This is a genomic window from Nocardia sp. CA-135398, assembly GCF_050955845.1.
Lineage (GTDB): Bacteria > Actinomycetota > Actinomycetes > Mycobacteriales > Mycobacteriaceae > Nocardia.
In genome coordinates this window covers 1417242-1443307 of sequence record NZ_CP192084.1, presented here as the reverse complement: position 1 = coordinate 1443307, position 26066 = coordinate 1417242, and the positions used below count along the sequence as shown (strand labels likewise).

The window sequence follows — 26066 nt, the reverse complement described above, 5'->3', positions numbered from 1 at the left end:
AGGGTTGCGCCGATACCGTTCCGGCGCAGCGCATGATCGAATGTGAACAGCCCTGGCGAGTTCCGCTGCCCGACACCGCGGACCGCCAGCCGATAGGGCCGACGGTCCGCAGTCGAGTATGCGAAATCCGTTATCCGAGAACCGGATAGTTCGCGCGGATCACCGACTGCGGATCGCGTGCCCGCTTGATCTCCCGCAACCGCGCCAGAGTCGACGAGTCGAATGCCGCGGCAGCCGTCTCCTCCGGAGTGAGGAAGGTATACGGCTTGAGCCCGCTGATGTGCGCGCCGATCGCGTCGACGATCTCGACCCGCCGGGACTTGACGGCCGCCGCGATGTGCGGAAGGCCGAGTCCCAAGGCGTAGAGCAGATAGGGCTCGGTGATCGGTCCGCGCGCACCAGCGTCCGCACCGCTCCTGGCGAACGCACCGCCGAGATGGCGGATCTGGATATCGGCCAGCGGCGCGACCGGCTCGTCGAGCAGGGTCTTCAGGACCGCGTCGCCGAGGTCGGTGAGCAGCTCGGCGCGGGACAGCGCAGGGCTGGGATCGGTTGGCTCCGCGGTGATTTCGCCGAGATTCGCCACCGACAGCGCGCCGCGCTTATCGGCGAGCGGTCCGTCGATCGCGTCCAACCTGGTCAGCAGGGACCGGCCTACCTCGGGATCGCCGAGGTAGGCGACATCCAGCGCGACCATCGGCGGCGCATCCGGGAACTGGAACCGGTGGAACCACACCGACAGTTCGTCGGGAGCGTCGGCGGTGATCTCCTGGAACGCCGCGAAGACCTCCGTCGTACGCGCACCGTGCCACATCACCCGCCCGCCGTAGAGGTCCGGAGCCGGGAAGAGGTCGAATTCGAGTGCGGTCACCACACCGAAATCACCGCCGCCGCCGCGCAGTGCCCAGAACAGTTCCGGATCGTCGGCGGTCACTCGGGTCCGTGCGCCTTCGGCGTCCACGATCTCGAGGGCGCGCACCGCATCCGAGGCCCAACCGTATTTGCGGCCGAACCAGCTCAGTCCGCCGCCGAGGGTGTATCCGGTGACGCCGACCACCGGATTGCTCCCCGCGAGTCCGGTCAGTCCATGCGCCGCGGCCGCGGCCTGCACCGCACCCCAATTCGCGCCCGCGCCGACCTTCGCAACCCGCCGCTCGGCATCGATCTCGACGCTGTCCAGTCCCCCGGTGCGCAGCAGAATCGCGTCCTCGATGCCGCCCGCGGCACCGTGCCCGGTCGGTTGTGCGACCACCGGCGCCCCCACCCGGCGCGCATGCGCCACGACCGCCGCGACGTCATCCGCATCGCTGGCCCGGACAACCGCGGCAACCGGCTGGGTGACCGTCGAAGTCCACGGCCGCGCCGCCGCCTCGAAGCTCTCGTCACCCGGCAGCAGCACTCGACCGGAGAGTTCAGCGCGCAGATCCTCGAATGTCATCGGTATGCCCTCACTTCGCAGCTGTGCCCGAAAGCACCTGCGGCCCGTGGATCGTGCCGCGACTACCCCAATGACGAAACAGGAGCGGCGAATGTAACAGCGGCCGCCCGAAATTCTCGGACGGCCGCTGCGAAATCAGGTCTTATCAGGCCCGTCGTCGGGCTCGACGTCCTTCTTGTCGAGCCGAGCGATACCAGGTTCGGTGCCCTCGTCCGCCGCCTGATCCGGTTCCGGATGTTCGGGCTCGAAGGTCGCGGGCAGGCCCTTGATATGCCGGTTCATCGACCGCACCAGCAGGATGGTTCCGGCCAGCAACACCAGAATGATCACCAGACCGAGCGGCGATGCCTTGCCGAATTCGGGTCCGGTCGGCGTGCCGGGGGATTGCGCGAGGAAAACCAACATCACCGGTGCTCGTCTTCGATACCGGCGAACAGATCGGTTTCGGGCAGCGTGGAGTCGACCATGGACTTGGCCAGTTCGAACTCCTCGGTCGGCCACAGCCGCTGCTGCATTTCCATCGGAATCGCGAAGAACGCGCCGTTGGGATCGATCTGCGTCGCGTGTGCGCGCAGGGCGTCATCGCGCTGCGGGAAATATTTGGCGCACTCGATCTGGGTGGTCACCCTGGTCATGCCGTCGGGGCGGCCCTGGCGGTAGGCGCGGGTGCGTTCCAGCCACTCCTGCAGCGGGAACGGCTCACCGATGCGCTCGTATTCGGCGGCGAACACATCCAGGCGCGCCATGGTGAAACCGTGGTCGTAGTAGATCTTCAGCGGCTGCCACGGCTCGCCCGCATCCGGGAAACGCTCCGGATCACCCGCCGCCTCGAAAGCGGCCATCGACACCTCATGGCAGCGGATGTGATCCGGGTGCGGATAGCCGCCGTTCTCGTCATAGGTGGTCATGACGTGCGGCTTGAACTCGCGCACCACGCGGACCAGCGCCTCGACGGCCTCCTCCAGCGGCACCAGCGCGAAGCAGCCCTCGGGTAACGGCGGCAGCGGATCGCCCTCGGGTAGGCCGGAGTCGACGAAACCGAGCCAGGTCTGGCGCACCCCGAGCGCGGCGGCCGCGGCCTCCATCTCCTCGCGCCGGATCTCATCGATTCGCTCCAACACGCCGGGGGTGTCCATTGCCGGGTTGAGGATGCTGCCGCGTTCGCCACCGGTCAGTGTGACGACGAGGACGTCGTGGCCCTCGTCGGCATACCGTGCGGTCGTCGCGGCACCCTTACTGGATTCGTCGTCGGGGTGCGCATGAACCGCCATGAGCCGAAAGCCACTCACGTCTCGTTCACCTCATCAACCACCGTGATACCTCGTACTCTCCGCCGCCGGGGTCCGATCTGCCTGTCCCTATAGTTCCATTCGACAGACTTTTGTTCCGACGTACCCCCCGGAGTGAGACGGCATGAGTGAAACGCCCGGTGACACGCCGATCGACCGACGTGCCGACCGGTACGGAACCACGCCACGCCCGAAGCGCCGCTGGATTCCGTTCGCACTGGGCGCGGTCGTACTCGCCGCGGGTCTCGGGGTCGCCTACGTCGGTTTCCAGAAGTACGGACCGGAGGATATCGACGCCGAACAACTCGGCTACACCGTCGTCGACGACTCCACCATCTCGGTGCATCTCAAGGTCACCCGAAAGGACCCGCAGCAGCCGGTGGTGTGTTTCGTCCGCGCGATGGCAAGGGACGGGTCCGAATTGGGCCGCCGCGAGGTGCTGATCGAGCCGTCCGGCAGCGGCACCATCGAGCTGACGACCACCGTCCGGGCCTCCGCCCGACCGGTATCGAGCAGTATCTACGGCTGCAGCGATGACGTGCCGAAGTATCTGCGGGCGGGTTGATTCCGGGGCAATAAACCACCGACGCATCCACAAAATGAACGCCGACCTGCATGTTTGTGATTCATGCTAAAATGGCGTGATACACGGTTCCGGGGCTCGGAGCCGTGTTTGCTGCATTGGCGGCCAGCGCTGTTAGTTCCGGGATTGCGAGTTTGCCGGACCTGAAGCCTGTCGGGGTTCGATGAACTTCCCCAGGATGGCACTAGCCGTCGGCTGGTGCGTGCCCGCCCCCTGTGGGCACTGCAGCGGATCAGGGAACCCGGCCTCGGCCGGGAACAACTACTAGGGAGTGATCGAGATGACTGAGACGCAAGTGACTTGGCTGACCCCGGAGTCGCACGACAGGCTCAAGGGTGAACTCGACGCGCTCATCGCCAATCGTCCGGTCATCGCCGCCGAGATCAACGAGCGCCGCGAAGAGGGCGACCTCAAGGAAAACGGCGGATATCACGCCGCTCGTGAAGAGCAGGGTCAGCAGGAGGCGCGCATCCGGCAGCTGCAGGAGCTGCTGAACAACGCCAAGGTCGGCGTTGCGCCCACCAAGTCCGGCGTCGCGCTGCCGGGTTCGGTCGTCAAGGTCTACTACGACGGTGACGAATCCGACACCGAGACCTTCCTCATCGCGACCCGCGAAGAGGGCCTCAACGATTCCAAGCTCGAGACCTACTCGCCGAATTCGCCGCTCGGTGGCGCGCTGATCGATGCGAAGGTCGGCGACACCCGCGAGTACACCCTGCCCAACGGCAAGACCATGAAGGTGACGCTGGTCAGCGCCGAGCCGTACCACAGCTGATCCCGTCCGGGAGCGGTTCCGCCTCGGCGGCCGCCTCCCGAAGCCAGATCCGAAACAAGCGGCCGCATCCGGAAGATCCGGATGCGGCCGCTTCGGTTCCATATCCAGTTCTAGTTCGCCAGTGCCTGTTCGACATCGGCCAGCAGATCGCTGACGTCCTCGATGCCGACCGAGAGCCGCACCAGATCGTCCGGCACCTCCAGCTGCGAGCCCGCGGTGGAGGCGTGCGTCATGGCCGCCGGATGTTCGATCAGCGATTCCACGCCGCCGAGCGATTCGGCCAGGGTGAAGATCTTGGTGCGCGAGCAGAACTCGTGCGCCGCATCCTTACCGCCGCTGAGCCGCACCGAGATCATCCCGCCGAAGCGTTTCATCTGCTTGTCGGCGATGGCGTGGCCCGGATGCTCGGCCAGGCCGGGGTAGATGACCTGCGAGATGGCCGGATGCCTGGTCAGGAATTCGGCAATGGTCTCGGCGTTGTCGCAGTGCCGATCCATCCGCACCGCAAGGGTTTTTGTGCCGCGCAGGGTGAGATAGGCGTCGAACGGGCCGGGCACCGCACCCGCACCGTTCTGCAGGAAGGCGAATGCCGCGTCGAGTTCCGGATCGTTGGTGATCAACGCGCCGCCCACGACATCGGAGTGTCCACCGAGGTACTTGGTGGTCGAATGCGTGACGATATCGGCGCCGAGCAGCAGCGGCTGCTGCAGGTACGGCGTGGCAAAGGTGTTGTCCACCACCAGTTTCGCGCCCGCGACGTGCGCGACCTCGGCGAGCGCCGGAATATCGCCGATGCTCAGCAGCGGGTTGGTGGGGGTTTCGATCCAGATCAGCTTGGTGTTCGGGCGGATCGCGGCGCGCATCTCGTCGACATTGAATACGTGCGCGGGCGAATGCTCGATGCCCCACTGGCTGAAGACCTTGTCGATCAGCCGGAAGGTGCCGCCGTAGGCGTCGTCGGGAATGACAATGTGGTCGCCGGGACGCAGCGTCGCCCGCAACGCACAGTCGGTGGCGGCCATGCCGGACGCGAATGCGCGTCCGTAGCGGCCCGATTCGAGCGCGGCGAGGTTCGCTTCGAGTGCGGTCCTGGTCGGGTTGCCGGTGCGGCCGTATTCGTAGCCCTCGCGCAACCCGCCCACCCCGTCCTGGGCGAACGTCGAACTCGCGTAGATGGGCACGTTCACCGCACCGGTCCGCGCTTCGGGTTCGTATCCGGCGTGCACGGCTCTGGTGGAGAATCCCAGCTCACTCATGGGGTCAGCCTAAACCCGGGCGATCGGCGGGCTAACGGCCGGACCATCGGTTGTGCCGATCCAGGCTTGCGTCGCGGCGACAGCGGTAGGTTGAGCTCATGCTGAGCGTTGATGAACTGTTCGCGATCGATGCCCTGTTGACCGAGGACGAGCGCGAGATCCGCGATACCGTCCGCACGTTCGCGAACCATCGGTTGCGGCCGCAGATCGCGGAATGGTTCGAGGCCGGGACGTTCCCGGCCCGTGAACTCGCACCGGAACTGGGCAATATCGGGTTGCTCGGCATGCACCTGGAGGGCTACGGATGCGCCGGCCTGTCGGCGACCGCCTACGGTCTGGCCTGCCAGGAGCTCGAGGCCGTCGATTCGGGTGTGCGCAGCATGGTTTCGGTGCAGGGTTCGCTCGCCATGACGGCGATCCACAAGTTCGGCTCCGAGGAACAGAAGCAGCAGTGGCTGCCGGATATGGCGGCCGGACGCGCGCTCGGCTGCTTCGGACTCACCGAACCGGACTTCGGCTCGAATCCCGGTGGCATGCGGACCAGGGCCAAGCGCGACGGCGCCGACTGGGTGCTCAACGGCTCGAAAATGTGGATCACCAACGGGTCGGTGGCCGATATCGCGGTGGTGTGGGCGCAGACCGAGGACGAGGGCAAGCAGGTGGTGCGCGGCTTCCTGGTCCCGGCGGGTGCGCCAGGGTTCACCGCGCGTGAGATGCATCACAAGTTGTCGTTGCGCGCGTCGGTGACCGCGGAGCTGGACTTCGACGATGTGCGGCTGCCCGCCGATGCGGTGCTGCCGCAGTCGCGTGGACTGAGTTCCCCACTCGCCTGTCTGAGCGAGGCGCGGTTCGGCATTATCTTCGGCGCGCTCGGCGCGGCACGCGACTGCCTGGCCGCGACCATCGAATACGCGCGGACCAGGGAGGTATTCGACAAGCCACTGGCCGCCTACCAGCTGACCCAGGCGAAGCTCGCCGATATGGCGCTCGAATACGGCAAGGGCCAGTTGCTCGCACTGCAGGTCAGCAGGTTGAAGGATCGCGGCGAGGTGCTGGCGGAGCAGATCAGCGCTGGCAAGTTGAACAGCACCCGGGAGGCCATCGCCATCGCCCGCGAATGCCGGACCATCCTCGGCGCGAACGGCATCACACTGGACTATCCGGTGCTGCGGCATGCGAACAATCTCGAGTCGGTTCTCACATACGAAGGCACGGCGGAGGTGCACCAGTTGGTGCTCGGAAAGGCGCTGACCGACTCGAACGCATTTCGCTGACATCGTCGGCGGCGTTCGAACCCTGATCCGCCGAATCATGCTGGGTCACTGACTTATTCGACGCATTCCGTACTGGTCGGCACACTTCACAACGCCATTCACATCGGGCGGAGAACATTGTTACTGCCTGTCATCACGGTGCCACCTACATGTCACCGATTCGCCAAAGCAAATGCGCAAGCTGTATTCGCACTCGGTTTCGGGAAGGCCGCACCCTATGTGAGGCACACAGCGTCCCGGATCAACGCGGCGAATCCGAGTGTACCGACCGCTTATTCGGAGGTGCACCATGCACATGCCGTCGCTCGATCTGGGGGCCCATCATGTTCGTGCGTAATCGCGCGCCGATCATCGAGGGTGCGAGAACTCTGCCGGACCAACGGGAATTGGTAGCCGCGTTCGGCGGACATCCGCCGGAACCCGGTCCGGAACATCCGCTCATTCCATTGGCGCGGGTACTGGCGGAGTTGCACAGGCAGCGGCATGGCGATCCGCTCACCACCGCCGGAATAGATTGTCGCCGAGCCGAACTCGTCTCCGCCATCGACACCTGGGTGATCACGCGAGTGCCGCAGCGGCAGTCGACCGCGCATATCCGCGCCGAATCCATCGGCGCGACGATGGATCGAATGGCCGCCGCCTACGTCCACGCCAGCCACCTACTGCACACCGCCGAAAAGGTCTCCGACAATCGCGTGCACGCGGCCTGGTACCGCCTGGCCCTACTCGCCGACCACTGGACCGACCTCATAACCGGTGCCGCCCAAGACAACTCGCACCCCCGCCGAACCGCCTGACCACCGGGTGCGATCAAGATCAGGTGGCACTGCGGCGGGGCCTTCTCGACCGATGCCGCCACAGATTCCACCTGATCTTGATTCAGCCCTTAGATGGAGCCGGTGCTGAGGAAGCCCAGGAGGTCGTGGCGGGTGATGACGCCTACGGGTTTGCCGTCCTCGACGACCATCAGGGCGTCGGTGTCCGAGAGGGCCTTGGTGGCGGCTGAGAGGGGTTCGCCCGAGCCGATCAGCGGGAAAGACGGGCTCATATGCTTGGCGACCGAATCGGTCAGGTGCGCACGGCCTTCGAAGACCGCCGAGAGCAGGTCCCGCTCGGTCACACTACCCGCGACCTCGCCCGCCATTACCGGGGGTTCGGCGCCGACGACCGGCATCTGCGAAACCCCGTACTCACGCAGGATCTCGATCGCATCGCGCAGCGTCTCCGACGGATGGGTGTGCACCAGATCCGGCAGCGCACCCGACTTACCGCGCAGCACATCGCCGACCAGGGGCTCCGCCGCGCCGTCCATCCGATCACGCAGGAAGCCGTAGGAGCTCATCCACTGGTCGTTGAAGATCTTGGACAGGTAGCCGCGGCCGCCGTCGGGTAGCAGTACAACCACGAGCGCATCCGGGTCGCGGCGGGCGACCTCGATGGCCGCGATCACCGCCATACCGCAGGAGCCGCCGACCAGCAGGCCCTCCTCGCGCGCGAGTCGGCGGGTCATATCGAAGGAGTCGGCATCGGAGACGGCGATGATCTCGTCGGGCACGGCAGGGTCGTAGGCCGAGGGCCAGAAGTCCTCACCGACGCCTTCGACCAGGTACGGCCGACCGGTGCCGCCGGAGTACACCGAACCCTCCGGGTCGGCGCCGACGATCTGCACCTTGCCGCCGGAGACTTCCTTCAGATACCGGCCTGCGCCGGTGATGGTGCCGCCGGTACCGACGCCTGCCACGAAGTGGGTGACCTTGCCGTCGGTATCGCGCCAGATCTCCGGGCCGGTGGTCTCGTAGTGGCTGTCCGGGCCGCCCGGGTTGGAGTACTGATCCGGCTTCCAGGCGCCGTCGATCTCGCGGACCAGCCGGTCGGAGACGCTGTAGTAGCTGTCCGGGTGGTCCGGGGGCACCGCGGTCGGGCACACCACGACTTCGGCGCCATAGGCGCGCAGCACGTTGCGCTTGTCCTCGCTGACTTTGTCCGGGCAGACGAAGACGCACTTGTAGCCGCGCTGTTGCGCGACAAGCGCGAGTCCGACGCCGGTATTACCGGATGTCGGCTCGACAATGGTGCCGCCGGGCCGCAGCGCTCCGGATGCCTCGGCCGCCTCGATCATCTTCACGGCGATGCGGTCCTTGGAGCTACCGCCCGGATTCAGATATTCGATCTTGGCCGCGACAATGCCTGCGTTGGGGCCCACCACCGAGTTCAATCGAACCAGAGGCGTATTGCCGATGAGGTCAACGACGTGATCAGCGATGCGCATGCCCCTATCGTTGCAGAAGGGGTCGGTATACCTGCGCGCGCGTCTCGCGCGACAAAACGCGCATGACGGTGATCACTTCCCTAGGATCGCAAACATGAAGCAGCCGAACATCGCTCGCGCCGCGACAGTTCTGGCCGGAGCGGCAGTGGCCGCCGGAGTCGTCGTGGCCGCGCCCGCCGAGGCCGCGACCGCGCAATTCCCGCAAGTGCCGACGCTGGCGCACGGCGGACTCTGCTGGACGACCATTCGCACCTGGGCCGATACCAGCGCGCAGTGGCCGGGCCGGGCCGTACTCAATGTGCGCGCGGATCCGGCGGTGGGTCTCGGACCCGGTGACTATCCGCTGGCCCCGCTGTGTGAGGTCTACACCACCGTCGCCTGGCGCAATCTGAACACCGGCGCGACGGGCCGCTACGAAAACAATGTGGTCACCGGCCTCTACGGCAGCATTCAGTACGCCCTGTTCCAGGACACCGGTCCGGGCCGGGTCGAGGTCACCGTCACCACCGACACCGCGAATGTCCCCGCGCACGCGTGGTTCGACGTTCCCGGCGACCCATCCGCCTGAACCGAGCCACTCTGCCTGGCAATACATATGTCGCAAGGCGGCATCATCTCGTGTTGCCCGGAACCGCAACAACTGATTTCGTAGACATATGGGTAACTCATCGGGTACGCCCAGAAGCTGTGGCGCACCCAACCGCCGACCCGGAACCCAACTGCCGTGACTCCCAACGACCGGCAAAAGGCGCGGGGAGGCGGGGCAGCATGGAAGACCGCGGCAGTGACGGGTGCCGCAACCTTATTGGCCGGTTCCGGCGCCGGGACCGCATGGTGGGCAACCTATCGGCTGCTCATGGCACAGGCCGGTGTCGCGCGCGGGGTCATCGGGCGCGATACCTCGAAACCGCCCGAGGCCGACGGCATCTACACCGCGGGCTGCCTGGCGCCGCAACCGTGGCGGACCGGTCTGCATGCCGACGTGCATCTGATGATCTTCGGCGATTCGACCGCGGCCGGTGTCGGCTGTGTATCGCCCGAGGAAGTTCCCGGCGTGCGCATCGCCCGCGGCCTCGCCGAGGCCACCGGACAGCGAATCCGGTTGAGTACCAAGGCCATATCCGGTGCGACCTCGAAGGGGCTGGCCGGACAGGTCGATGCCATGTTCATCGCCGGACCGCCGCCGGATGCCGCGGTCATCCTCATCGGCGCCAACGACGTCACCAAGAAGCACTCCATCCGCGCCTCCGCGCACCGGCTCGCCGCCGCGGTGGCCCGCCTGCGCCGCGCCGACAGCATCGTGGTGGTCGGCACCTGTCCGAATCTCGGCACCGTCGTGGCAATTCCGCAGCCGCTGCGGACCGTGGTGCGGAACTGGAGCGTCCGCCTGGCCCGGGCTCAATCGGTCGCGACCACGATGGCCGGTGGCATCCCGGTGGCAATGGGTGACCGGCTCGCCTCGGAGTTCCGTGCCGCGCCCGAGCAACTGTTCTCCGAGGACGGGTTCCACCCGTCGGCAGCGGGCTACGGACTGGCGGCCGCGCTATTGCTCCCGGTCCTGATCGCGGCACTCGAGGAGGCGACCCCGGGTTCCCGCCCATCAGGACGCGACGTAGATTCGATTCGAACGCACAAGTAACAAACGGTTCGAAGACCGCGTTTCGGACACCGTCCCGGCGCGCCATGACCGTCCAACAAAGGAGTCCTCATGCCCGAGGCCGTCATCGTTTCCTACGCTCGCTCGCCGATCGGCCGCGCCGGAAAGGGCTCGCTGGTGAGCATGCGGCCGGATGACCTCGCGGCCCAGATGGTCCGCGCGGCCCTGGACAAGGTTCCCGGCCTCGACCCCACCCAGATCGACGATCTGATCCTGGGCTGCGGCCAGCCCGCCGGTGAGGGCGGTTTCAATATGGCCCGCAGTGTGGCCGTGCAACTCGGCTACGACACCCTGCCCGGCGTCACCCTCAACCGCTACTGCTCCTCCTCGCTGCAGACCACCCGGATGGCCTTCCACGCCATCAAGGCCGGTGAGGGCGATGTGTTCATCTCCGCCGGTGTCGAGACCGTCTCGCGGTTCCCGAAGGGCACCTCCGACGGCTGGCCGGACACCCACAACCCGGAATTCGCCGATGCCGAGGCCCGCACCGCCAAGCGCGCCGAAGGCGGCGCGGACGTGTGGACCGATCCGCGTGCGGCGGGCATCCTGCCCGACGTCTACATCGCGATGGGCCAGACCGCCGAGAACGTCGCCCAGTTCACCGGCATCAGCCGGGAAGATCAGGACCATTGGGGCGTGCGCTCGCAGAACCGCGCCGAGGAGGCCATCAAGGCCGGTTTCTTCGAGCGGGAGATCACTCCGGTGACCTTGCCCGACGGCACCATCGTCACCACCGACGACGGCCCGCGCGCTGGCACGACCTACGAGAAGATCTCGCAGCTCAAGCCGGTGTTCCGCCCGGACGGCACGATTACCGCCGGTAACGCCTGTCCGCTCAACGACGGTGCTGCCGCGCTGGTCGTCATGAGCGACACCAAGGCCAAGGAGCTCGGCCTGACCCCGCTGGCGCGCATCGTCGCCACCGGCGTCTCGGGCCTGTCCCCCGAGATCATGGGTCTCGGTCCGATCGAGGCGGTCCGCAAGACCCTGAAGACCGCCAAGATGAGCATGCACGACCTCGACCTGTACGAGATCAACGAGGCATTCGCCGTCCAGGTCCTCGGCTCCGCCCGCGAGCTGAACATGGACCTCGACAAGCTGAATGTGTCCGGTGGCGCCATCGCCCTCGGCCACCCGTTCGGCATGACCGGCGCCCGCATCACCGCCACCCTGATCAACAACCTCCAGACTCACGACAAGCAGTTCGGCCTGGAGACCATGTGTGTCGGCGGCGGCCAGGGCATGGCGATGGTCATCGAGCGCCTGAGCTAGTTCTCGCGCCCCTCGGGGTACGCACGAAATCCGTTGAACGGCTTCCTATCCGGCGCGATAGGGAGCCGTTCGATGTTTCATCGGGTTGGGCTCCGCTCGCCGATGTCACACTCCCCACCCGTGCTCCGTCTACTCAGCGAATCACTAGCTGAAGCTGTTCCGAAGGAGCCGAATCCCATGTACACCGCCTACGTCATCGTCACCGTTCTCGCCGCCGCGTGGGTCGGCTTCTCGGGCTTCTCGCTGCTGCGGCGGGCGAAGTTCGTCGTCGATCCGCTGGTCGAATACGGCGTACCCGAATCGTGGTGGAACTGGCTCGGCGCGGCCAAGACCGCGGGCGCGGTCGGACTCATTGTCGGCCTGTGGATTCCGGTGATCGGATACGCCGCCGCGATCGGCGTCATGCTCTACTTCACCGGTGCCGTCATCACCAATATCCGGGCTCGCGCCTACGGCCACATCCCATTCCCGATGCTGTACATGATCCCGGTCATCGTCGCCGCCGGTCTCGGCATCGCCGCCTGAGCCCGATGGCGGTGCTCGACGCACACAAAGAACGGCTCCCTCCCCGATCGGGAAGGGAGCCGTTCTCGGTCACCGAATCACTAGTCGTTGTTGAAGTAGCTCAGCAGGCGCAGGATTTCGATGTAGAGCCAGACCAGGGTGACGGTCAGGCCGAGGGCGACGCCCCAGGCGGCCTTCTCCGGCGCTTGGGCGCGGATGAGTTGGTCGGCGGCGTCGAAGTCGAGCAGGAAGCTGAAGGCGGCGACCGCGATCACGACCAGGCTGAAGACGATGGCGAGCGGGCCGCCGTCGCGCAGGCCGAGGCCGCCGTCGATGAAGAAGCTGGCGATCAGGTTGCCGACGATCAGCACCAGAATGCCGATCATGGCGCCGAAGATCATTCGGGTGAAGCGCGGGGTGACGCGGATCGCGCCGGTCTTGTAGACCACGAGCATGCCCGCGAAGACGCCGAAGGTGCCGAGTACCGCCTGCGCGATCATGGCACTGCCGCCGACGCCACCGAATTCGATATTCGTGAACATGAACGACAGCGCGCCGACGAACAGCCCCTCGAAGACCGCGTACGAGAGTACGAGGACGGGGTTGTCCATCTTCCGCGCGAAGGTCGCGATCATGACCAGCACGAAGCCGACCAGACCGCCGCCGATGACGAACAGCGGCGCCAGCGAGGTGTTCGCGTTGGTCAGGCCGTAGGAGACGATCGCCGAGAGCGCGAGCACGCCGAGGGTGATGGCGGTCTTGGTGACCACATCGTCGATGGTCATGGCCCGGGTGGCCGGGGCCTGCTGATACTGGGGGTATTGCGGGTACTGGCCGTACTGCTGGGGCATCTGGCCCGCGCCCGTCACCCCTGACCCGAAGCTGGCATAGCCACTGCCCTCTTGCCGAGGGAGCTGTCTGAAAACAGGATTGCTAGTGGTGCGCACCGTGAATGCCTTTCTGCCAGTCGTGGCTCACGTCACCGTGGCCGTCAGTCCCGAGCCGTCTCGTTGCGAGCCGGTCGCTCGATATCCAACTAGGTTGTCCAACGTGTATCGGCCCGGTGGAGTTCCCGAGCAACCCTTCGGTACGGACAAATCGGACTCTACTACCGCTGGACGTCGCGTAGCCCACGCACGGATCGCGTGACCGTGAATTTCCGATTGCGGCCGATCACCTCGGTCTGCCCGACCATCCGCTGGACCACGCCCCGATAGTTCAGATGTGAGTTGTAAACCGTCCACAATTCACCGCCGGGACGGAGGACCCGACCGGTCTCGGCGAACATCTTTATCGCCGAACCGGTGTGCACGGCCGCACCGACATGGAACGGCGGATTGCACAGCACCAGATCGGCGCTGTTGTCGGCGGCCGAGGACATCGCGTCATCGCGCACCACGCTCACCCGATCGGCGACCTCGTTGACCTGTGCCGTCGCCCGCGCCGATGCCACCGCGGCGGCCGACTGATCGGTGCCGACCACCCGGATGCCGGGTCGGGCCTTGGCCAGCGCGACCGCCAGGATGCCGGTGCCGCAACCAAGGTCGATGGCATCGCGGGCATCGGGTTTCATCCACTTGAAGTGCTGCAACAGGAATCGGGTTCCGATATCCAATGTGGCGCCGGAAAACGCGGCGCCGTGCGCGACCACATCGATATCGATATCGTCGATTCGTTCGCGCACCGGAAATGGCGGCGCGGCAACGGGTTTCGGCCCGCTGACCAAGAGCGTACGGGACTTCTGCCGACCCCGGCTCGCCCGAACCTCCGAGAATGTTTCGGCTAGTACATCGTTCATGGACTTGGTCAGATATTTATCGCGCCCGCCCGCGAATACGGCCACCTCCGGATCCGCATAGCGGGCGATCGCGTCGGCGACCTCGGTCAGTCCGGCGAGCATGCGCGGTAGTCGCAGCAGCACGACCGTCGCGTCGGCGAGCAACTCCTTGGAAAGTGCGTGTGCGACATAGCGATCCGCGAGACCGAGCGCCCTGGCGTTGTTGGCCAATGCGAGTTCGCCGGTGAGCAGGTCCTGATGCACCCGGATATCGCGCAGATCATGCCCGACGATCGCGCCGAGGGTGAGCGCGCCATAGGCGTCGCCGATCACGGCGATCCGGCCGCTGCCGGCCGAATCGATGGCCTCGGCGGCGACGTCGAGAATCAGCCGGTCGGCGGCATCGACGGCGTAGAGGTTCAGTGCCTCCACATCCGGATACCGCCGCAGCCGGCCAAGTACGTCCTCGACATCTCCCACACCTCAAGTGTGCTAGATCGTTGCCGATGGATCGCGGCCACCCCGGCATGTCGGCGACACTCCGATGCCGAACACCGGGTCATCGCAAATCCCCGACGGCACGGAGTGCGGCCAATACCATCAGCCACATGCGTAACAGGATGCTGCTGTTGGTCGCCGCCGCGGCGACGGTGCTCGTCGGCTGCGGCGACGGCGGATCCAGCCCGAACACCACGACCGCCGCGCCGAGCACGACCGGCACATTCACCGATGCGCCCGATACCGCGCCGCGGGATGCGCTCCCCAAGCGCGCGACTCCGTCCGGCGACGCGGGCGTGACCGTGACCGACATCCGGATCGGGCATCACCCGGGCTTCGATCGGGTGGTCTACGAGCTCGGTGGCGCGGGCACACCCGGCTGGATCGTGCAGTACAGCGGACGCGCCATCCAGGACGCCAGCGGCAAGGTCGTCGATGTCGCGGGCCGCTCGATTCTGGAGGTCCAGATCACGGGGTCGGCGTATCCGTTCGACAGTGGTGTGACGCCGTATTCGGGGCCCGATCCGGCCACCGATCCCAGCGCGCCGGTTGTCGCGGGGGTGTACCGGAGTGGCGTCTTCGAGGGCACGACCCAATCGTTCGTCGGGGTGAATGCCGATCGCCCGGCCTTCGAGGTCAGTACCCTGACCAATCCCACTCGGCTGGTCATCGATATCGCGAACACTTAGCCGGTGCCCGATACGGTGAGGGGGTATCGAGGATCGGCCGCCGGGGCACTCTAGAATGACGACGTGGTCCAACACTATCCAGCTGCGCGCGCCACCGGACTCGTCCGGGTGCTCGGTGTGGTGGTGTTGCTCGCCGGGATCGTGGCCATGCACGCCGGGGTTTTCAGTGTCACCACCACGCACGCTGTGCACGCCGCGAAGGCCGATGACCACACCATGATGGCAATGCCGACAACGCCGATGGCCACCGAAAACAACGCCACCGCCGAATCGGATTGCACCGACGACGGTTGCGGCGCCGCACATGGCGGCATGCACGCCTGCGTCTTCATCCTGACCGCCGTTGCGGTTGCCCTGATGCTCGTCCTGCTCTACTGGATCACCCTTGATCGACCGGGTGGCGGTATGTCGAAACCGCGCCAGTGGCGGCCGATGCGCGAACGCGCACCACCGTGGACCGTGCTGTCCCTGGCCGAATTGTCGATTCTGCGGATCTGACAGACCCACCGCGTCCGCCCCCGGACGCGGCTGCCGCCTGCCCGAAAACCGTCCTTCACAATTCCTCAGGAGCACAGACATGTTCATCACCCGTAGCCGAATCACCATCGCCATTGCCGCAACGACCACCGCCGCAGCGCTTTTCGCCGGAGGTTGTAGCAACGACAATTCCATGCCCGGTATGGATCACGGCTCGTCGTCGAGCCAGACCGGCTCCGGAAAGCCCGCTGCTCGAAGCGATTTCAATGATGCCGACGTGACCTTCCTGCAGATGATGTACCCGCACCACGCGCAGGCGGTCGAAATGGCGCGGTTGGTCCCGAGCCGCACTCAGAACGAGCAGGTGCGCACGCTCGCCGCGGATATCGAGAAGGCGCAGTCCCCGGAGATGGAGCAGATCACCAAGCTGCTGGAGAGCTTCGGTAAGCCCGCGCCGAGTACTACGGGGCACAACATGCAGATGCCGAGCATGACCAGCACCATGGATATGCCCGGCATGACATCGATGCCCAGCACTTCGAATATGCCGGGGATGATGTCGAACGAGCAGATGAACGCGCTGGCAACGGCTTCCGGCGCTGATTTCGACCGGCAGTGGCTGGAGATGATGATCGAGCACCACAACGGCGCGATCACCATGTCCAACACCGAACTCGCCAGCGGCGTCAATCCGGATGCGAAGGCTCTCGCCACCGCCATCGTCGGCGCCCAGCAGTCCGAAATCGCCACCATGCGTGGGCTGCTCGGCCAACGCTGACGCCAGATCGCGGAGCACGCCGGACCATCGCTTTCCGGCGTGCTCCGCATCGATCGCGCAGTCCTGACCAGTGGTTTTTCGGCCGTTCGATATCGGTTGGTCATCGATATCGTTCCGGTCGGCTGACGTCGACGGTCGCGAACAAGTACGGTCTTTACGTCCGGCTTCCCACGCGCCTCCAGCGGCCGGATATTCGGAGGGGAGAGGGGAAACCGACATGCGACGACTAGAGCGGACCGGCCTCATCGCTGCGGCGGCGGCCACTGCGGTGGGTGTCATGACCATCGGCGCGTGCTCGAAGCAGATCAACGGCAGCGCGCAGGTCAACCAGACCGAACTGGCCGCCTACGCCTCCGAGGTGACGGCGTCGTCGGTGGCCGCGTCCTCCTCACGCGCGGCGGCGGCCGAACGCGCCGCAGGCACCGCCTGCGACACCTTCACCACCGCGAACACCAGCTCGATCCACAGCTTCAACGACTACATCGACGCCAGCAATAACAAGGGTGCCAACGATCCGGAGGCCAACGCCAAGGCCAATGACGCCGTCACCGCGCTGCGCAATAATGCGCGCACCATCGACTCGAAGGTGACCTCCGAGGTGCCGCTGGCCGTCGCGGGTCCGCTGCGCAGCTATCGCGACGACACCAACGCGCTGGCCGACACCCTCGAACGGCGTGCGCCGACCGATACGCTCAATGCGGCGATCGATAAGTTCAACGCCACCAAGAACGTCGCCGAGGATGCTTGTAAAGCCTACTGACGCAGGCTATTTCGTGTTCGTATCGGCGCGTTGACTTCCTTGCTGCCGCGCGGCGCTGAGCGCCGAAATTCCAACGGCGGCAATGGTCGCCGAGGAACTGTGGATCAGGCACCGGGCGGGACGGTCGGTTGCCAGGGTGCGGGCTGCTCCGGGGTGCGCGGCTGCGGGCGGCGCCGCTCGACGAGCACGAGGGCGATACCGGTCAGGGAAGCGGCGATGGCGACCAGCGCGAAGATGAACGCGGTGCCGGGAAAACCGACCGCGCCGATCACCGCGGCGGCGATCGCGACGAGTCCGCCGATGATCAGCAGGACGAATCCGGGCCAATTTCTGGCGTCCGCCAACGTGATTCCCGGCTGGGGCTCGGTCGCGCGGGCGATATCCGGAGCGTCGTCGAGCGGGGGAATTTCCCACGGCCCTTCCGCTGTCATGGTGGTACCTCACATTTCGGTGTCAGGCTGGGTGCTTATGCCTGATGTCTATAAGGTGCCCCCGACGTGGCGATCCGAAACAGGCAGGTCGGCTAGCCGACGGTGCGGCCGAGCACTCGTGCGAGCGCGCGAGTCAGGTCGTCGGCCGGATCCGGCGGGGTGGTCGGCGCACGCCAGGCGACGATCTGATCGGGACGCACGAGAAGTGCACCGTGGTTGGTGATTCCAACCCGCTGCGGCCAGTCCCGCGCTTCGATGACCACCACGGGAAGGGGTACGAGCAGACGGTCGGCAACCTGCTGTGCGGCGGGTGGCCATGCCGCGCTGTCGCGACCGACCAGCAGCGTGAAGCGGGACCGGACAAGGTCGAGTGTGGAGTGGCGGTTGCCGTTTCGTGCCACCCAGGCGTGCGGCAGCCGGGATCCCGGGGTGCCGTCGAGGACGAGTTCGATGTCCTCGGTCGAGGGCAGTTTCGGCTGCGGTTCGATAACCGCGGCGGAGTCGTAGCGGTAGCCCATGTGCACGATCGGTGCGTCGAGAATGCCCATCGCGGCCCGCTCGGCGGCCGCTACCTGGCTCGAATCCCAGTGCAGACGTGGGGCTTTCAATCGAAGCAATGCCTGGGTCAAGGTATTCGCCGCGACCGGTCGTCGCTCGGCGTCGTAGGTGTCGAGCAGGGCGGGATCGGCGGTACCGGCCAGCACCGCGGCCAGCTTCCAGGCGAGATTATGGGCATCGGCGGCGCCGGTGTTCAGGCCGAATGCGCCGAGCGGCGGCACCGCATGAGCCGCGTCACCGACCAGGAAAACCCGTCCCTGCCGGAACCTTTCGGCGACCGATCCCCTGGCCCGCCAGGGCAATCTGCTGACTATCCGCGGATCGAGATCGGGGTCACCGATTGCGGCGCGGATCAGTTCGCGGCACCTGTCGATGGTGAAGTCGTCGGCCGATTCGCCCCGCTCCGGGTCGTAATCACTGTGGAACACCCACTCTTTCGCGCCGTCGACGGTCATCAGCATGCCCGGCGCTTCGGGAGTGGTGATATCACACGCGACGAACTGTCGTCCCCGGGTATACGGGCGCAGATCAGCGTGGAAGAGGATATTCATCTTCGGATTGCCCAGCGGCCCAGGGCCGGTCGTGCCGATATCGAGCGCCTTGCGCACACCGCTGTGCGCACCGTCCGCGGCGACCAGATAGTCCGCGCGAATCGTCTGCCCGTCGTCCAGGTGCGCGCTGATCCCATCGGCGTCCTGCTCGAAGGACAGCAGCCGCGTGCCGTATCGAATGGTGGCTCCGCCCTGCGTGGCAGCTGGCAGCAGTACCGAGTCGAGCCGATGCTGCGGACAGGTGCCGCGGATCGCGGCCGGGGTGACCGGATCCGAGGGCCGCGGTGATCGCGCGGGCGCGGCATCGGGCAGCCCGGCCGGATTCGCCGAGGCGAGGTTCACCGCGGACAGCTTGCCGAGATTGCCCGCGGACATATCGACCGCCACGGCATCGACAGCGGCCAGTACACCGGCCTCCCGCAGAAATTCCAGTGTGCGCGGGCCGAGGCCGGTGGCGCGCGGGTGCACCGACGGCTCGGGCTGCGCCTCCACAACCAGCGCATCGACCCCGTGCCGAGCGAGAAATAACGCCGTGAACAGTCCGACCGACCCGCCACCGACGATCAGAACCTTGGTGCGCAACATGACAACTCCTCTATGGCTACAGTGTTCTCGCTACGGATACACCGTAGCCATACTGCTACGATGTTCGCAACGGCCCGAAGGAGCAGCAGTGACGAATCCGGCGAAGACCCCCACGCTGGTCTGGAGCAAGGAGCGGCGCACCCCGCGCCGCCAGGCCCCCGGCGTGGAGCAGATCGTCCGCACCGCCATCGGACTGGCCGATAGCGAGGGACCCGATGCGGTCTCCATGCGCCGCATCGCCACCGAACTCGAATCCGGCACCGCATCGCTGTACCGCTATGTCGCCAGTCGTGACGATCTGCTGGATCTGATGATCGATGCGGTCCGCGGCGAGATCGCGCCACCCGAGCTCACCGGCGACTGGCGCACCGACCTCAGCGCGGTCGCCCAGCACCTGCGCGACACCATGATTCGGCACCCGTGGCTGGCCTCCGAACTCACCGGTCGCCCGACCCTCGGCGCGAATTCTCTTCGCCTGCAAGATACTTCACTCGCCGCCGCCACCGAGCTGACCGCCGATGTCACCGAGGCGGCCGCGATCGCGGATACCGTGCACGCCTACGTCTTCGGCGTCACCGCCGCCCAACTCGCCGAGGAACAGGCGCAACGTCGCACCGGACTCACCAGGGATCAGTGGCGCGAAACCGTTGCGCCGTACATTCGCGAAGTAATCGAGAGCAACGAGTACCCGAATTTCGCTCGCCGCGTGCGGGATGCCGCCGACATCGACGCCGATCAGCGCTTCGAATTCGGGCTGGGCTGTGTGCTCGACGGGATTGCCGCTCGCGTGCGCGATTAGCTGCCGCGGTCGAACCTCGGGTCAGCGGCTCTGGAAGGCGGTTCGGTAGTTGTGCGGGCTGGTGCCGACCACCCGTTTGAAGCGGTCGCGAAAGGCGGTGGGCGAACCGAAGCCGACCTGGGTGGCGATGCGGTCGACCGGATGGTCGGTGGCTTCGAGCAGGTACTGGGCCTGACGGATGCGGGCGCGGTGCAGCCATTGCAGCGGCGTGGTGCCGGTTTGTTCGCGGAAGCGGCGGTTGAGCGTGCGCGGGCTCATACCGGCCTGGGCCGCAACATCTTCCAGGGTGAGCGCGTTCGCGGCATGCTCTTCCAGCCAGCGCAGCAGCGGTTCCATCGACGCACCCTGCGGCGTCGGTGGCTGGTCGTGCACGATGAATTGCGCCTGTCCCCCTTCGCGTTCCAATGGCATGACCGCGAGGCGGGCCGCGTCGGCGGCCACGGCGGAACCGTGGTCGCGCCGAATCATGTGCAGGCACAGGTCGATTCCGGCGGCAGCACCGGCGGAGGTGAGGAATTGACCGTTGTCGACGTAGAGCACATCGGCGTCGACGTCGATGGCGGGATAGCGGGCGGCGAGAGTCGGTGCGGCCAACCAGTGTGTAGTGGCGCGCAGCCCGTCGAGCAGCCCGGTGGCGGCGAGAATGAACGCGCCGACGCAGATCGAGGCGATGCGGGTGCCGTTGGCCGCGGCCGCGCGCAGGGCATCGATGACCTCGTCGGGGACCGCAACGGTGGGGTCCGCGCAGCCGGGCAGCACGATGGTGTCGGCCTCGGCCAGTGCCTCCAGACCCCAGCGAGCCCCGATGGTGAACATTTCGGTTTCGACGGTCGGCGTGGCGGCGCAGACGCGGACCCGGTAGGCGGGGCGGCCGTCGGGTAGGCGGCCGCGGGTGAAGGATTCGATCGGCGTGGAAAGGTCGAAGGGCAGGACCTGGTCCAGGGCGAGGACTGCCACGGTGTGCATGCCGATACCGTAGGTGATCGGTAGTTTTCCGCCAATGGGTGTGACCTGCGCCATCAGGTGTCCTCACAGATCAGCCTGGTTGGCGAGAATCCGTTGACATGTGGCAATTCCGCCAGTTCCCGCACCGCTCGGCGCTCATTACCGTCGGCAGCACCGACAAGATGAAGGAGCTGACACGGTGCTCGCCCAGTTCGTACTGTTCGACGGATTCGACCCGCTGGATGTCATCGCACCGTTCGAGGTGCTCGATGCCGGACGTCTACTCACCGATGGCGAATCGACGGTCGAATTGGTCTGCGCCGAGGGCGCGCGCCAGGTGCCAAGCGGCATGCCCGCGATCTCGCTCGAAGCCACCGCCCGATTGGATCCGGATCGCGCGGACCTCGTCGTGGTCCCCGGCGCGCTCGGCAAGCTGCCGGATGGACCGAATGATCAACGGCCGGACACCATTCCGATGATTCTCGCCCGCAGCCTCGGCACCGATCTCCCGGCGCTGCTGCGGGAAGCGGTCGAGCGCACGGATACGACCGTGGCCACGGTATGCGGCGGGTCACTACTGCCCGCGATGGCGGGCTTGATCAGAGGGCGTTCCGCGACAACGCATCGCATGGCAATGGATACCCTCATCGCCACCGGCGTCAATGCCATCGATGCCCGCGTGGTCGACGACGGGGACCTGATCTCCGCCGCCAGCGTCACCTCCGGTCTCGACCTCGGCCTCTACTTGTTGGAACGCGAACTGGGTCCGCGCATCGCCAATGCGGTGGAGAAACTCATCGCCCACGAGCGCCGCGGCACCGTCTGGCGCGATACCGGCCACACCCCGGCCATCGCCACCTGAGCGCGCCCGTGACGAAACTTCTACTCTCCCTGCATGTTCTGGCGGCCATTATCGCCATCGGCCCGGTAACGGTGGCGGCCAGTATGTTCCCCGCCACCGTCCGTCAGGTCCAGACCGACCCGCACCGCCTGGCCATCGCACACAACCTGCACCGCATCTGTCGCGTCTACGCCACCATCGGTCTCGCGGTCCCGGTCTTCGGCCTGGCCACCGCTGCCGGTCTCGGTGTTCTCGGCGATATCTGGCTCACCGTATCGATCGCGCTGACCGGTGTGGCCGCCGGAATACTGACGCTGGCGATCCTGCCCGATCAATCCCGCATCCTCGCCGCCCTGCCGCAAACCATTCCAGCGACCGCCCAATTGGCCATGCTCACGGGCATTTTCAACCTGCTGTGGGCAGTGGTCACCGTCCTGATGATCGTCCGTCCGGGTTCGACAACCGGCGCATAACCAAAGGTTCAGCGCCGCAGCGAATTTCCAACTCAGTCCGACCAGCGCTCGCGCAATTCCCACAGCACCCGCAGCGTATCGCTTGCTCAGCACCGTGATCAACAGTGCTCGAATCGAATTGGAACCCTGGGCGCGTCGGTTTCCTCAGTTCGGTGTCGCGGCCAAGTCGTAGACCGCGACATTGCCGATGTGCACGGCCTGATAGTGCGCGGCGACCCAGTCGCCGATGTCCTTGTGGCCGATGGGGCGCCACGGCTCGTCTTCCTGGGCCGGTGGCACGGTATCGCCTTGCTCGCGCACCCGCCAGGAATCTGGCAGCTGCACTTCCTGCGCCAGGTAATAGCGGACCTGGTGGGTGCGGACCAGTTCCTGGAACTGATCGAGGGTGGGCACCGGATCCTCGGAGGTGAAGCCGCCGATCGCGATAACCGCTGTGCGGCTGGCCAATTCGAGGGTGGCTGCGGTCGAGGAGCGGTCAACGGCCGCCGACCAGCGGGTGGTGGTGTCGCTCAGCATGCGCACCACTTGCGGCTCCGCGAAGTTGCCGCCCATGATCCGGCCCACCGCGGACTGCTGCTGGGAATCGGACTTGCGCGCCTTGGCCGGACCGACCGTCGGGCCGCCGCCGGTATGCGACTGCGGCAGCGTCGCCACCGCGTATGCCGTAGAACCACCGACACCGGCGATAACGCCCGCGATCACCAGTACCGTGGTCACCCGGTCCCGCAGGCGCCGCCGCCCGGCGGCCGGAACGGATGCGACGAGCAGACCGACCGCCGCGAGCACCGAGATCACGATAATCGTCCAGCGCAGCCACGGCTGCCAATCCGAATTCCGCTGCAACACAACGAATGCCCACACACCGGCGGTGAGAATGATTGCGGCGGAGCCGATTCGGCCGAATATGTCGGCGCGGCGACGCCACATTTCGTGCACGCCGAGTGCGAACATTCCGGCCACGGCCGGCCCGATCGCCAAGGTGTAGTATGCGTGCATGCCACCCTTCATGGTGGAGAAGGCGATGCCGTCGATGATCAGCCACAAGCCGAAGGCCAATGCCGCGCCGCGGACCAGATCGGTGCGCGGCGCCCGCCACCGGGATGCCAGCACCAATACGAAGGCGAGCATCGCCGCGGGCAGCAACCAGGAGATTTCATAGGCGATTTCACCGGTGAACAGTCGGTCCGGTCCCGAACCGAACCCGCCGAAGCCCTGTCCGCCGCCGACATCGTGCGGCATTTCGTAACCCGGTGGCAGTTCGAAGCGGTTGCCGCCCTTGTGGTTACGGCCGAGGAAGCGAGCGAAGCCATTGTAGCCGAGCACCAGATCCATGAAGGTGTTATTCGTCGATCCGGCCAGGTACGGCCGCGAGGATTCCGGCCACAGCATGGTCAGCAGCACATACCAGCCGGACGACACGACCAGCGCGGCCGCCGCGGCCAGCAGATGCCACAGCCGCGTGCGCAGTGCGGTCGGCGCGACGATCAGATAGGCGATGCCCAATGCGGGCAGCACCATCAATCCCTCGAGCATCTTCGCCAGGAATGCGAAGCCGAGCGCGACACCGGCCAGCATCAGCCAGCGCACACTCGCCTGCCGCAGCGCTCGAATCGTGCAGTACGCGCCCGCCGTCATGAGCAGGACCATCACCGCATCCGGATTGTTGAACCGGAACATCAACGCGACCACCGGGGTCAGCGCGAAGACGGCACCGGCGAGCAGTCCGGCACCGCGGCTCCGCACCGCCCTGGTCACCGCGCCGTACATCAGCGCGACCGTCGCGACGGCCATGAGCGCCTGCGGGATCAGCATGCTGGCACTGCTGAACCCGAACAGCTGACCGGAAAGTCCCATCACCCACTGCGATACCGGCGGCTTGTCGACCGTGATGAAATTCCCGGGATCCAGCGAGCCGAACAGCAGCGCCTTCCAGTCCCGCGAGCCCGACCAGGCTGCCGCGGCGTAGAAGCCATTGCCCATGGCATTGACGGTGATATTCCACAGATAAGCCACCGCCGTCCCGATCAGCAGCACCGCCAACCCGATGCGCTGCCAGCGCCGGATCGGTGGCAACTCCGTCGCGGGCGCGGGCGGGTTCTTATCGGGCGGCGTCGTATCGGGTGGGGTTGTTTCGGGCAGGGACGTCGGGTCACTGGTCACTGTCACCCGGGGAGTATCACAGCCATGCCGGTGGACCCCCTTTGCGTTTCCTGTCAGTCCGCTGTGAGCCTGGCCCTCATCCTGTGACCACGGGATTTGTGCTGGCTCGGCCCGTCAGGTGGCCGGAATTTCGCGTTGGAACCAGTCGAGTATTTGCGGGAGCGCGACGCGCACGGTGGCGGAGTGGTCGATATCGCCGAGATCGGTGAGAGTGGCCCGGTCGGTGCGCATGGCTTGCCGACAGTGTTCGGCATTGGCGTAGAGCACATTTCGATCGCCCGTGGCAGCGTAGAGGTGCACCGGAATGCGCGGGGTCCAGTCGCAGGTGCCGTCGCTGGCCGCCACCGCCTCGCGCGCGGTTCCGGTCGGATCTTGCGCCAGGGCAAGGAATTTCGGCGTCAGCAAGAGTTCCGGGCGCACGGGTAGGGCGGTGCCGATGGTGATCTCGTTCTGCTGTCCGTCGAAGAGCTGTTCGATGCGATCGGCGATGGGTTCCTGGAAGGCGTCCGCGGGTCGGTCGTAGAGGTGGTAGATCCGGTTCATCGCGGTGAGCCAGTAGGCGAGATAGAAGACCGCGGCCGCCGGGAGGACCCGACCCTCGATCGCGCCGGGCGTCTCGACGTGCCGCACGTCGTAGGGGCCGCTGATCGGTGCCAGCGCGGCAAGTCCGAAGCCGGGTGCGTCACCGCCCTGCAGCGCCTTGCCCAGCGCCGTCGCGGCCTGGCCGCCCTGGGAGAAACCGGTGACGAGGATATCCGGATCGAGATCGTGCCGCTGTCCGGCGGCCATGGTGCGGGCGGCGCGCAGCAGATCCACCGAGGCGCTGACCTCCGAGGGCGCGTGGGTGTAGGGATGTGTGCCGGGGCCTTCGCCGAGGCCGAGATAGTCCGGCGCGACAGCCGCGTAGCCCGCCGCGGCGAACATGATGGTGCGGGCCCGATCGGGCCGCGTGTCGCTCACCGAGGGCGCGTCACTCTTCAGCACCAGTGTGCCGTGCTCATAGCTGACCACGCGCAGCCGTCGAGAATCGGTGCGCGGCAACACGACCAGGCCGCTCGCCGTTGTCGGATCGCCCTCCGGAGTGACCGTTCGGTAGACGACACGGTAGGCATCGACGCCATTGCGGGCGGGAGTGCCGATCTTCGCGTCGGCCAAATAGGTCGTGGTCTGTTCCGCCGACAGCTGTGCGACCGGGGTCGTGCTGACGACCTCGCCGCGCGCGACCGCGGGTGCTTTGTCGGATCCGCAAGCCGGGGCCACCAGCAGGGCGGCGGCGAGCAGTGCGATTACCGAACGCGGTGTGCTGCGCATGGATTCGGGTTCCTCTCGAGCGACCACACCGACCATCGTGCCATCGGCGTTTCCGCGACTCGCCAGCCGACCGAGCCTATTTGCTACTCATTCGCTGGCATGTTATTAACCAGGCG

Annotated in this window: 27 protein-coding genes; 15 read left to right on the top strand and 12 right to left on the bottom strand. The window is 66.4% G+C overall.

Going from position 1 to position 26066, the window contains the following annotated elements; translation table 11 throughout:
- Window positions 1–130: 130 nt before the first annotated feature.
- The 3 genes from ACQP1T_RS06435 to mca all read right to left on the bottom strand — a co-directional run bounded on the left by ACQP1T_RS06435 (window position 131) and on the right by mca (window position 2727).
- Window positions 131–1438, bottom strand: coding sequence for an FAD-binding oxidoreductase (locus ACQP1T_RS06435; RefSeq protein WP_433759015.1), 1308 nt, complete (start codon window positions 1436–1438; stop codon window positions 131–133).
- Window positions 1439–1573: 135 nt separating this feature from the next.
- Window positions 1574–1843 (bottom strand): hypothetical protein, encoded by a 270-nt coding sequence (locus ACQP1T_RS06430; RefSeq protein WP_433762004.1) that lies wholly within the window; start codon window positions 1841–1843, stop codon window positions 1574–1576.
- On the bottom strand, window positions 1843–2727 hold the full coding sequence (gene mca / locus ACQP1T_RS06425; protein ID WP_433759014.1) for a mycothiol conjugate amidase Mca: 885 nt from the start codon (window positions 2725–2727) through the stop codon (window positions 1843–1845). Before mca ends, ACQP1T_RS06430 begins: the two co-directional genes overlap by 1 nt.
- A gap of 124 nt (window positions 2728–2851) precedes the next feature.
- Here mca and ACQP1T_RS06420 point away from each other — a divergent pair, with 124 nt between their 5' ends.
- Both ACQP1T_RS06420 and greA read left to right on the top strand, forming a co-directional pair.
- Window positions 2852–3292, top strand: a complete 441-nt coding sequence (locus ACQP1T_RS06420) for a DUF4307 domain-containing protein (protein ID WP_433759013.1) — start codon at window positions 2852–2854, stop codon at window positions 3290–3292.
- Window positions 3293–3590: 298 nt separating this feature from the next.
- Complete coding sequence (gene greA / locus ACQP1T_RS06415; protein WP_040695247.1) at window positions 3591–4085, top strand: transcription elongation factor GreA; 495 nt, start codon at window positions 3591–3593, stop codon at window positions 4083–4085.
- Window positions 4086–4195: 110 nt separating this feature from the next.
- Here greA and ACQP1T_RS06410 read toward each other — a convergent pair whose 3' ends face one another.
- Window positions 4196–5341 (bottom strand): cystathionine gamma-synthase, encoded by a 1146-nt coding sequence (locus ACQP1T_RS06410; protein WP_433759012.1) that lies wholly within the window; start codon window positions 5339–5341, stop codon window positions 4196–4198.
- A 98-nt stretch (window positions 5342–5439) separates the two neighbouring features.
- On the opposite strand from ACQP1T_RS06410, the gene ACQP1T_RS06405 reads away from it, so the two are divergent.
- Window positions 5440–6615, top strand: a complete 1176-nt coding sequence (locus ACQP1T_RS06405; protein WP_433759011.1) for an acyl-CoA dehydrogenase family protein — start codon at window positions 5440–5442, stop codon at window positions 6613–6615.
- A gap of 323 nt (window positions 6616–6938) precedes the next feature.
- Window positions 6939–7412 (top strand): DUF4254 domain-containing protein, encoded by a 474-nt coding sequence (locus ACQP1T_RS06400; protein ID WP_433759010.1) that lies wholly within the window; start codon window positions 6939–6941, stop codon window positions 7410–7412.
- A gap of 89 nt (window positions 7413–7501) precedes the next feature.
- On the opposite strand, the gene ACQP1T_RS06395 is transcribed toward ACQP1T_RS06400, so the two are convergent.
- Window positions 7502–8884 (bottom strand): cystathionine beta-synthase, encoded by a 1383-nt coding sequence (locus ACQP1T_RS06395; RefSeq protein ID WP_433759009.1) that lies wholly within the window; start codon window positions 8882–8884, stop codon window positions 7502–7504.
- A gap of 94 nt (window positions 8885–8978) precedes the next feature.
- Between ACQP1T_RS06395 and ACQP1T_RS06390 the strand changes: the two genes are divergently transcribed.
- From ACQP1T_RS06390 to ACQP1T_RS06375, 4 genes are all read left to right on the top strand, one after another.
- Window positions 8979–9452 carry a hypothetical protein gene (locus ACQP1T_RS06390; protein WP_433759008.1) on the top strand — a complete coding sequence of 158 codons (474 nt, stop codon included), beginning with the start codon at window positions 8979–8981 and terminating at the stop codon, window positions 9450–9452.
- A 216-nt stretch (window positions 9453–9668) separates the two neighbouring features.
- Complete coding sequence (locus tag ACQP1T_RS06385) at window positions 9669–10523, top strand: SGNH/GDSL hydrolase family protein (RefSeq protein ID WP_433759007.1); 855 nt, start codon at window positions 9669–9671, stop codon at window positions 10521–10523.
- A 69-nt stretch (window positions 10524–10592) separates the two neighbouring features.
- Entirely contained in the window at window positions 10593–11813 is a 1221-nt protein-coding gene (locus ACQP1T_RS06380) for an acetyl-CoA C-acetyltransferase (protein ID WP_433759006.1), read from the top strand.
- 177 nt (window positions 11814–11990) lie between these two features.
- A complete protein-coding gene (locus ACQP1T_RS06375) occupies window positions 11991–12338 on the top strand; it encodes a DoxX family protein (protein WP_433759005.1) in 348 nt (115 codons plus the stop codon).
- A gap of 80 nt (window positions 12339–12418) precedes the next feature.
- Here the strand turns inward: ACQP1T_RS06375 and ACQP1T_RS06370 are convergent, their stop codons facing one another.
- Window positions 12419–13264 carry a Bax inhibitor-1/YccA family protein gene (locus ACQP1T_RS06370; protein WP_433759004.1) on the bottom strand — a complete coding sequence of 282 codons (846 nt, stop codon included), beginning with the start codon at window positions 13262–13264 and terminating at the stop codon, window positions 12419–12421.
- Window positions 13265–13425: 161 nt separating this feature from the next.
- The gene (locus ACQP1T_RS06365; protein WP_433759002.1) at window positions 13426–14574 is read right to left on the bottom strand and encodes a methyltransferase; all 1149 of its coding nucleotides are present in this window, start codon (window positions 14572–14574) and stop codon (window positions 13426–13428) included.
- Window positions 14575–14702: 128 nt separating this feature from the next.
- Between ACQP1T_RS06365 and ACQP1T_RS06360 the strand changes: the two genes are divergently transcribed.
- The 4 genes from ACQP1T_RS06360 to ACQP1T_RS06345 all read left to right on the top strand — a co-directional run bounded on the left by ACQP1T_RS06360 (window position 14703) and on the right by ACQP1T_RS06345 (window position 17296).
- Complete coding sequence (locus tag ACQP1T_RS06360) at window positions 14703–15281, top strand: AMIN-like domain-containing (lipo)protein (protein ID WP_433759001.1); 579 nt, start codon at window positions 14703–14705, stop codon at window positions 15279–15281.
- 63 nt (window positions 15282–15344) lie between these two features.
- Complete coding sequence (locus tag ACQP1T_RS06355) at window positions 15345–15779, top strand: DUF6153 family protein (RefSeq protein ID WP_433759000.1); 435 nt, start codon at window positions 15345–15347, stop codon at window positions 15777–15779.
- A gap of 79 nt (window positions 15780–15858) precedes the next feature.
- Window positions 15859–16536, top strand: coding sequence for a DUF305 domain-containing protein (locus ACQP1T_RS06350; RefSeq protein ID WP_433758999.1), 678 nt, complete (start codon window positions 15859–15861; stop codon window positions 16534–16536).
- Between the two features lie 217 nt (window positions 16537–16753).
- Entirely contained in the window at window positions 16754–17296 is a 543-nt protein-coding gene (locus ACQP1T_RS06345) for a hypothetical protein (protein ID WP_433758998.1), read from the top strand.
- A gap of 104 nt (window positions 17297–17400) precedes the next feature.
- On the opposite strand, the gene ACQP1T_RS06340 is transcribed toward ACQP1T_RS06345, so the two are convergent.
- Both ACQP1T_RS06340 and ACQP1T_RS06335 read right to left on the bottom strand, forming a co-directional pair.
- The gene (locus ACQP1T_RS06340) at window positions 17401–17727 is read right to left on the bottom strand and encodes a hypothetical protein (protein ID WP_433758997.1); all 327 of its coding nucleotides are present in this window, start codon (window positions 17725–17727) and stop codon (window positions 17401–17403) included.
- A gap of 92 nt (window positions 17728–17819) precedes the next feature.
- Window positions 17820–19421, bottom strand: a complete 1602-nt coding sequence (locus ACQP1T_RS06335) for an FAD-dependent oxidoreductase (RefSeq protein WP_433758996.1) — start codon at window positions 19419–19421, stop codon at window positions 17820–17822.
- Between the two features lie 88 nt (window positions 19422–19509).
- Here ACQP1T_RS06335 and ACQP1T_RS06330 point away from each other — a divergent pair, with 88 nt between their 5' ends.
- Window positions 19510–20220: a TetR/AcrR family transcriptional regulator gene (locus ACQP1T_RS06330; protein WP_433758995.1), complete on the top strand. Its 711-nt coding sequence runs from the start codon at window positions 19510–19512 to the stop codon at window positions 20218–20220.
- A gap of 21 nt (window positions 20221–20241) precedes the next feature.
- Here ACQP1T_RS06330 and ACQP1T_RS06325 read toward each other — a convergent pair whose 3' ends face one another.
- A complete protein-coding gene (locus ACQP1T_RS06325) occupies window positions 20242–21186 on the bottom strand; it encodes a GlxA family transcriptional regulator (protein WP_433758994.1) in 945 nt (314 codons plus the stop codon).
- Between the two features lie 178 nt (window positions 21187–21364).
- On the opposite strand from ACQP1T_RS06325, the gene ACQP1T_RS06320 reads away from it, so the two are divergent.
- Complete coding sequence (locus ACQP1T_RS06320) at window positions 21365–22027, top strand: DJ-1/PfpI family protein (RefSeq protein WP_433758992.1); 663 nt, start codon at window positions 21365–21367, stop codon at window positions 22025–22027.
- 8 nt (window positions 22028–22035) lie between these two features.
- On the top strand, window positions 22036–22479 hold the full coding sequence (locus ACQP1T_RS06315; RefSeq protein ID WP_433758991.1) for a hypothetical protein: 444 nt from the start codon (window positions 22036–22038) through the stop codon (window positions 22477–22479).
- A gap of 144 nt (window positions 22480–22623) precedes the next feature.
- Here the strand turns inward: ACQP1T_RS06315 and ACQP1T_RS06310 are convergent, their stop codons facing one another.
- Both ACQP1T_RS06310 and ACQP1T_RS06305 read right to left on the bottom strand, forming a co-directional pair.
- Window positions 22624–24645 (bottom strand): ArnT family glycosyltransferase, encoded by a 2022-nt coding sequence (locus ACQP1T_RS06310; RefSeq protein WP_433758990.1) that lies wholly within the window; start codon window positions 24643–24645, stop codon window positions 22624–22626.
- 108 nt (window positions 24646–24753) lie between these two features.
- Complete coding sequence (locus tag ACQP1T_RS06305; RefSeq protein ID WP_433758989.1) at window positions 24754–25977, bottom strand: hypothetical protein; 1224 nt, start codon at window positions 25975–25977, stop codon at window positions 24754–24756.
- Between the last annotated feature and the right edge of the window lie 89 nt (window positions 25978–26066).

What these genes read in the sequence shown, in the direction of transcription:
- ACQP1T_RS06335 (WP_433758996.1), bottom strand. Translation starts at nt 19,421, where the DNA reads ATGTTGCGCACCAAGGTTCTGATCGTCGGTGGCGGGTCGGTCGGACTG.
- ACQP1T_RS06350 (WP_433758999.1), top strand. Translation starts at nt 15,859, where the DNA reads ATGTTCATCACCCGTAGCCGAATCACCATCGCCATTGCCGCAACGACC.
- ACQP1T_RS06435 (WP_433759015.1), bottom strand. Translation starts at nt 1,438, where the DNA reads ATGACATTCGAGGATCTGCGCGCTGAACTCTCCGGTCGAGTGCTGCTG.
- ACQP1T_RS06375 (WP_433759005.1), top strand. Translation starts at nt 11,991, where the DNA reads ATGTACACCGCCTACGTCATCGTCACCGTTCTCGCCGCCGCGTGGGTC.
- ACQP1T_RS06400 (WP_433759010.1), top strand. Translation starts at nt 6,939, where the DNA reads ATGTTCGTGCGTAATCGCGCGCCGATCATCGAGGGTGCGAGAACTCTG.
- ACQP1T_RS06380 (WP_433759006.1), top strand. Translation starts at nt 10,593, where the DNA reads ATGCCCGAGGCCGTCATCGTTTCCTACGCTCGCTCGCCGATCGGCCGC.
- ACQP1T_RS06395 (WP_433759009.1), bottom strand. Translation starts at nt 8,884, where the DNA reads ATGCGCATCGCTGATCACGTCGTTGACCTCATCGGCAATACGCCTCTG.
- ACQP1T_RS06410 (WP_433759012.1), bottom strand. Translation starts at nt 5,341, where the DNA reads ATGAGTGAGCTGGGATTCTCCACCAGAGCCGTGCACGCCGGATACGAA.
- ACQP1T_RS06345 (WP_433758998.1), top strand. Translation starts at nt 16,754, where the DNA reads ATGCGACGACTAGAGCGGACCGGCCTCATCGCTGCGGCGGCGGCCACT.
- ACQP1T_RS06360 (WP_433759001.1), top strand. Translation starts at nt 14,703, where the DNA reads ATGCGTAACAGGATGCTGCTGTTGGTCGCCGCCGCGGCGACGGTGCTC.
- ACQP1T_RS06430 (WP_433762004.1), bottom strand. Translation starts at nt 1,843, where the DNA reads ATGTTGGTTTTCCTCGCGCAATCCCCCGGCACGCCGACCGGACCCGAA.
- ACQP1T_RS06325 (WP_433758994.1), bottom strand. Translation starts at nt 21,186, where the DNA reads ATGCACACCGTGGCAGTCCTCGCCCTGGACCAGGTCCTGCCCTTCGAC.
- greA (WP_040695247.1), top strand. Translation starts at nt 3,591, where the DNA reads ATGACTGAGACGCAAGTGACTTGGCTGACCCCGGAGTCGCACGACAGG.
- ACQP1T_RS06420 (WP_433759013.1), top strand. Translation starts at nt 2,852, where the DNA reads ATGAGTGAAACGCCCGGTGACACGCCGATCGACCGACGTGCCGACCGG.
- ACQP1T_RS06405 (WP_433759011.1), top strand. Translation starts at nt 5,440, where the DNA reads ATGCTGAGCGTTGATGAACTGTTCGCGATCGATGCCCTGTTGACCGAG.
- ACQP1T_RS06340 (WP_433758997.1), bottom strand. Translation starts at nt 17,727, where the DNA reads ATGACAGCGGAAGGGCCGTGGGAAATTCCCCCGCTCGACGACGCTCCG.
- ACQP1T_RS06390 (WP_433759008.1), top strand. Translation starts at nt 8,979, where the DNA reads ATGAAGCAGCCGAACATCGCTCGCGCCGCGACAGTTCTGGCCGGAGCG.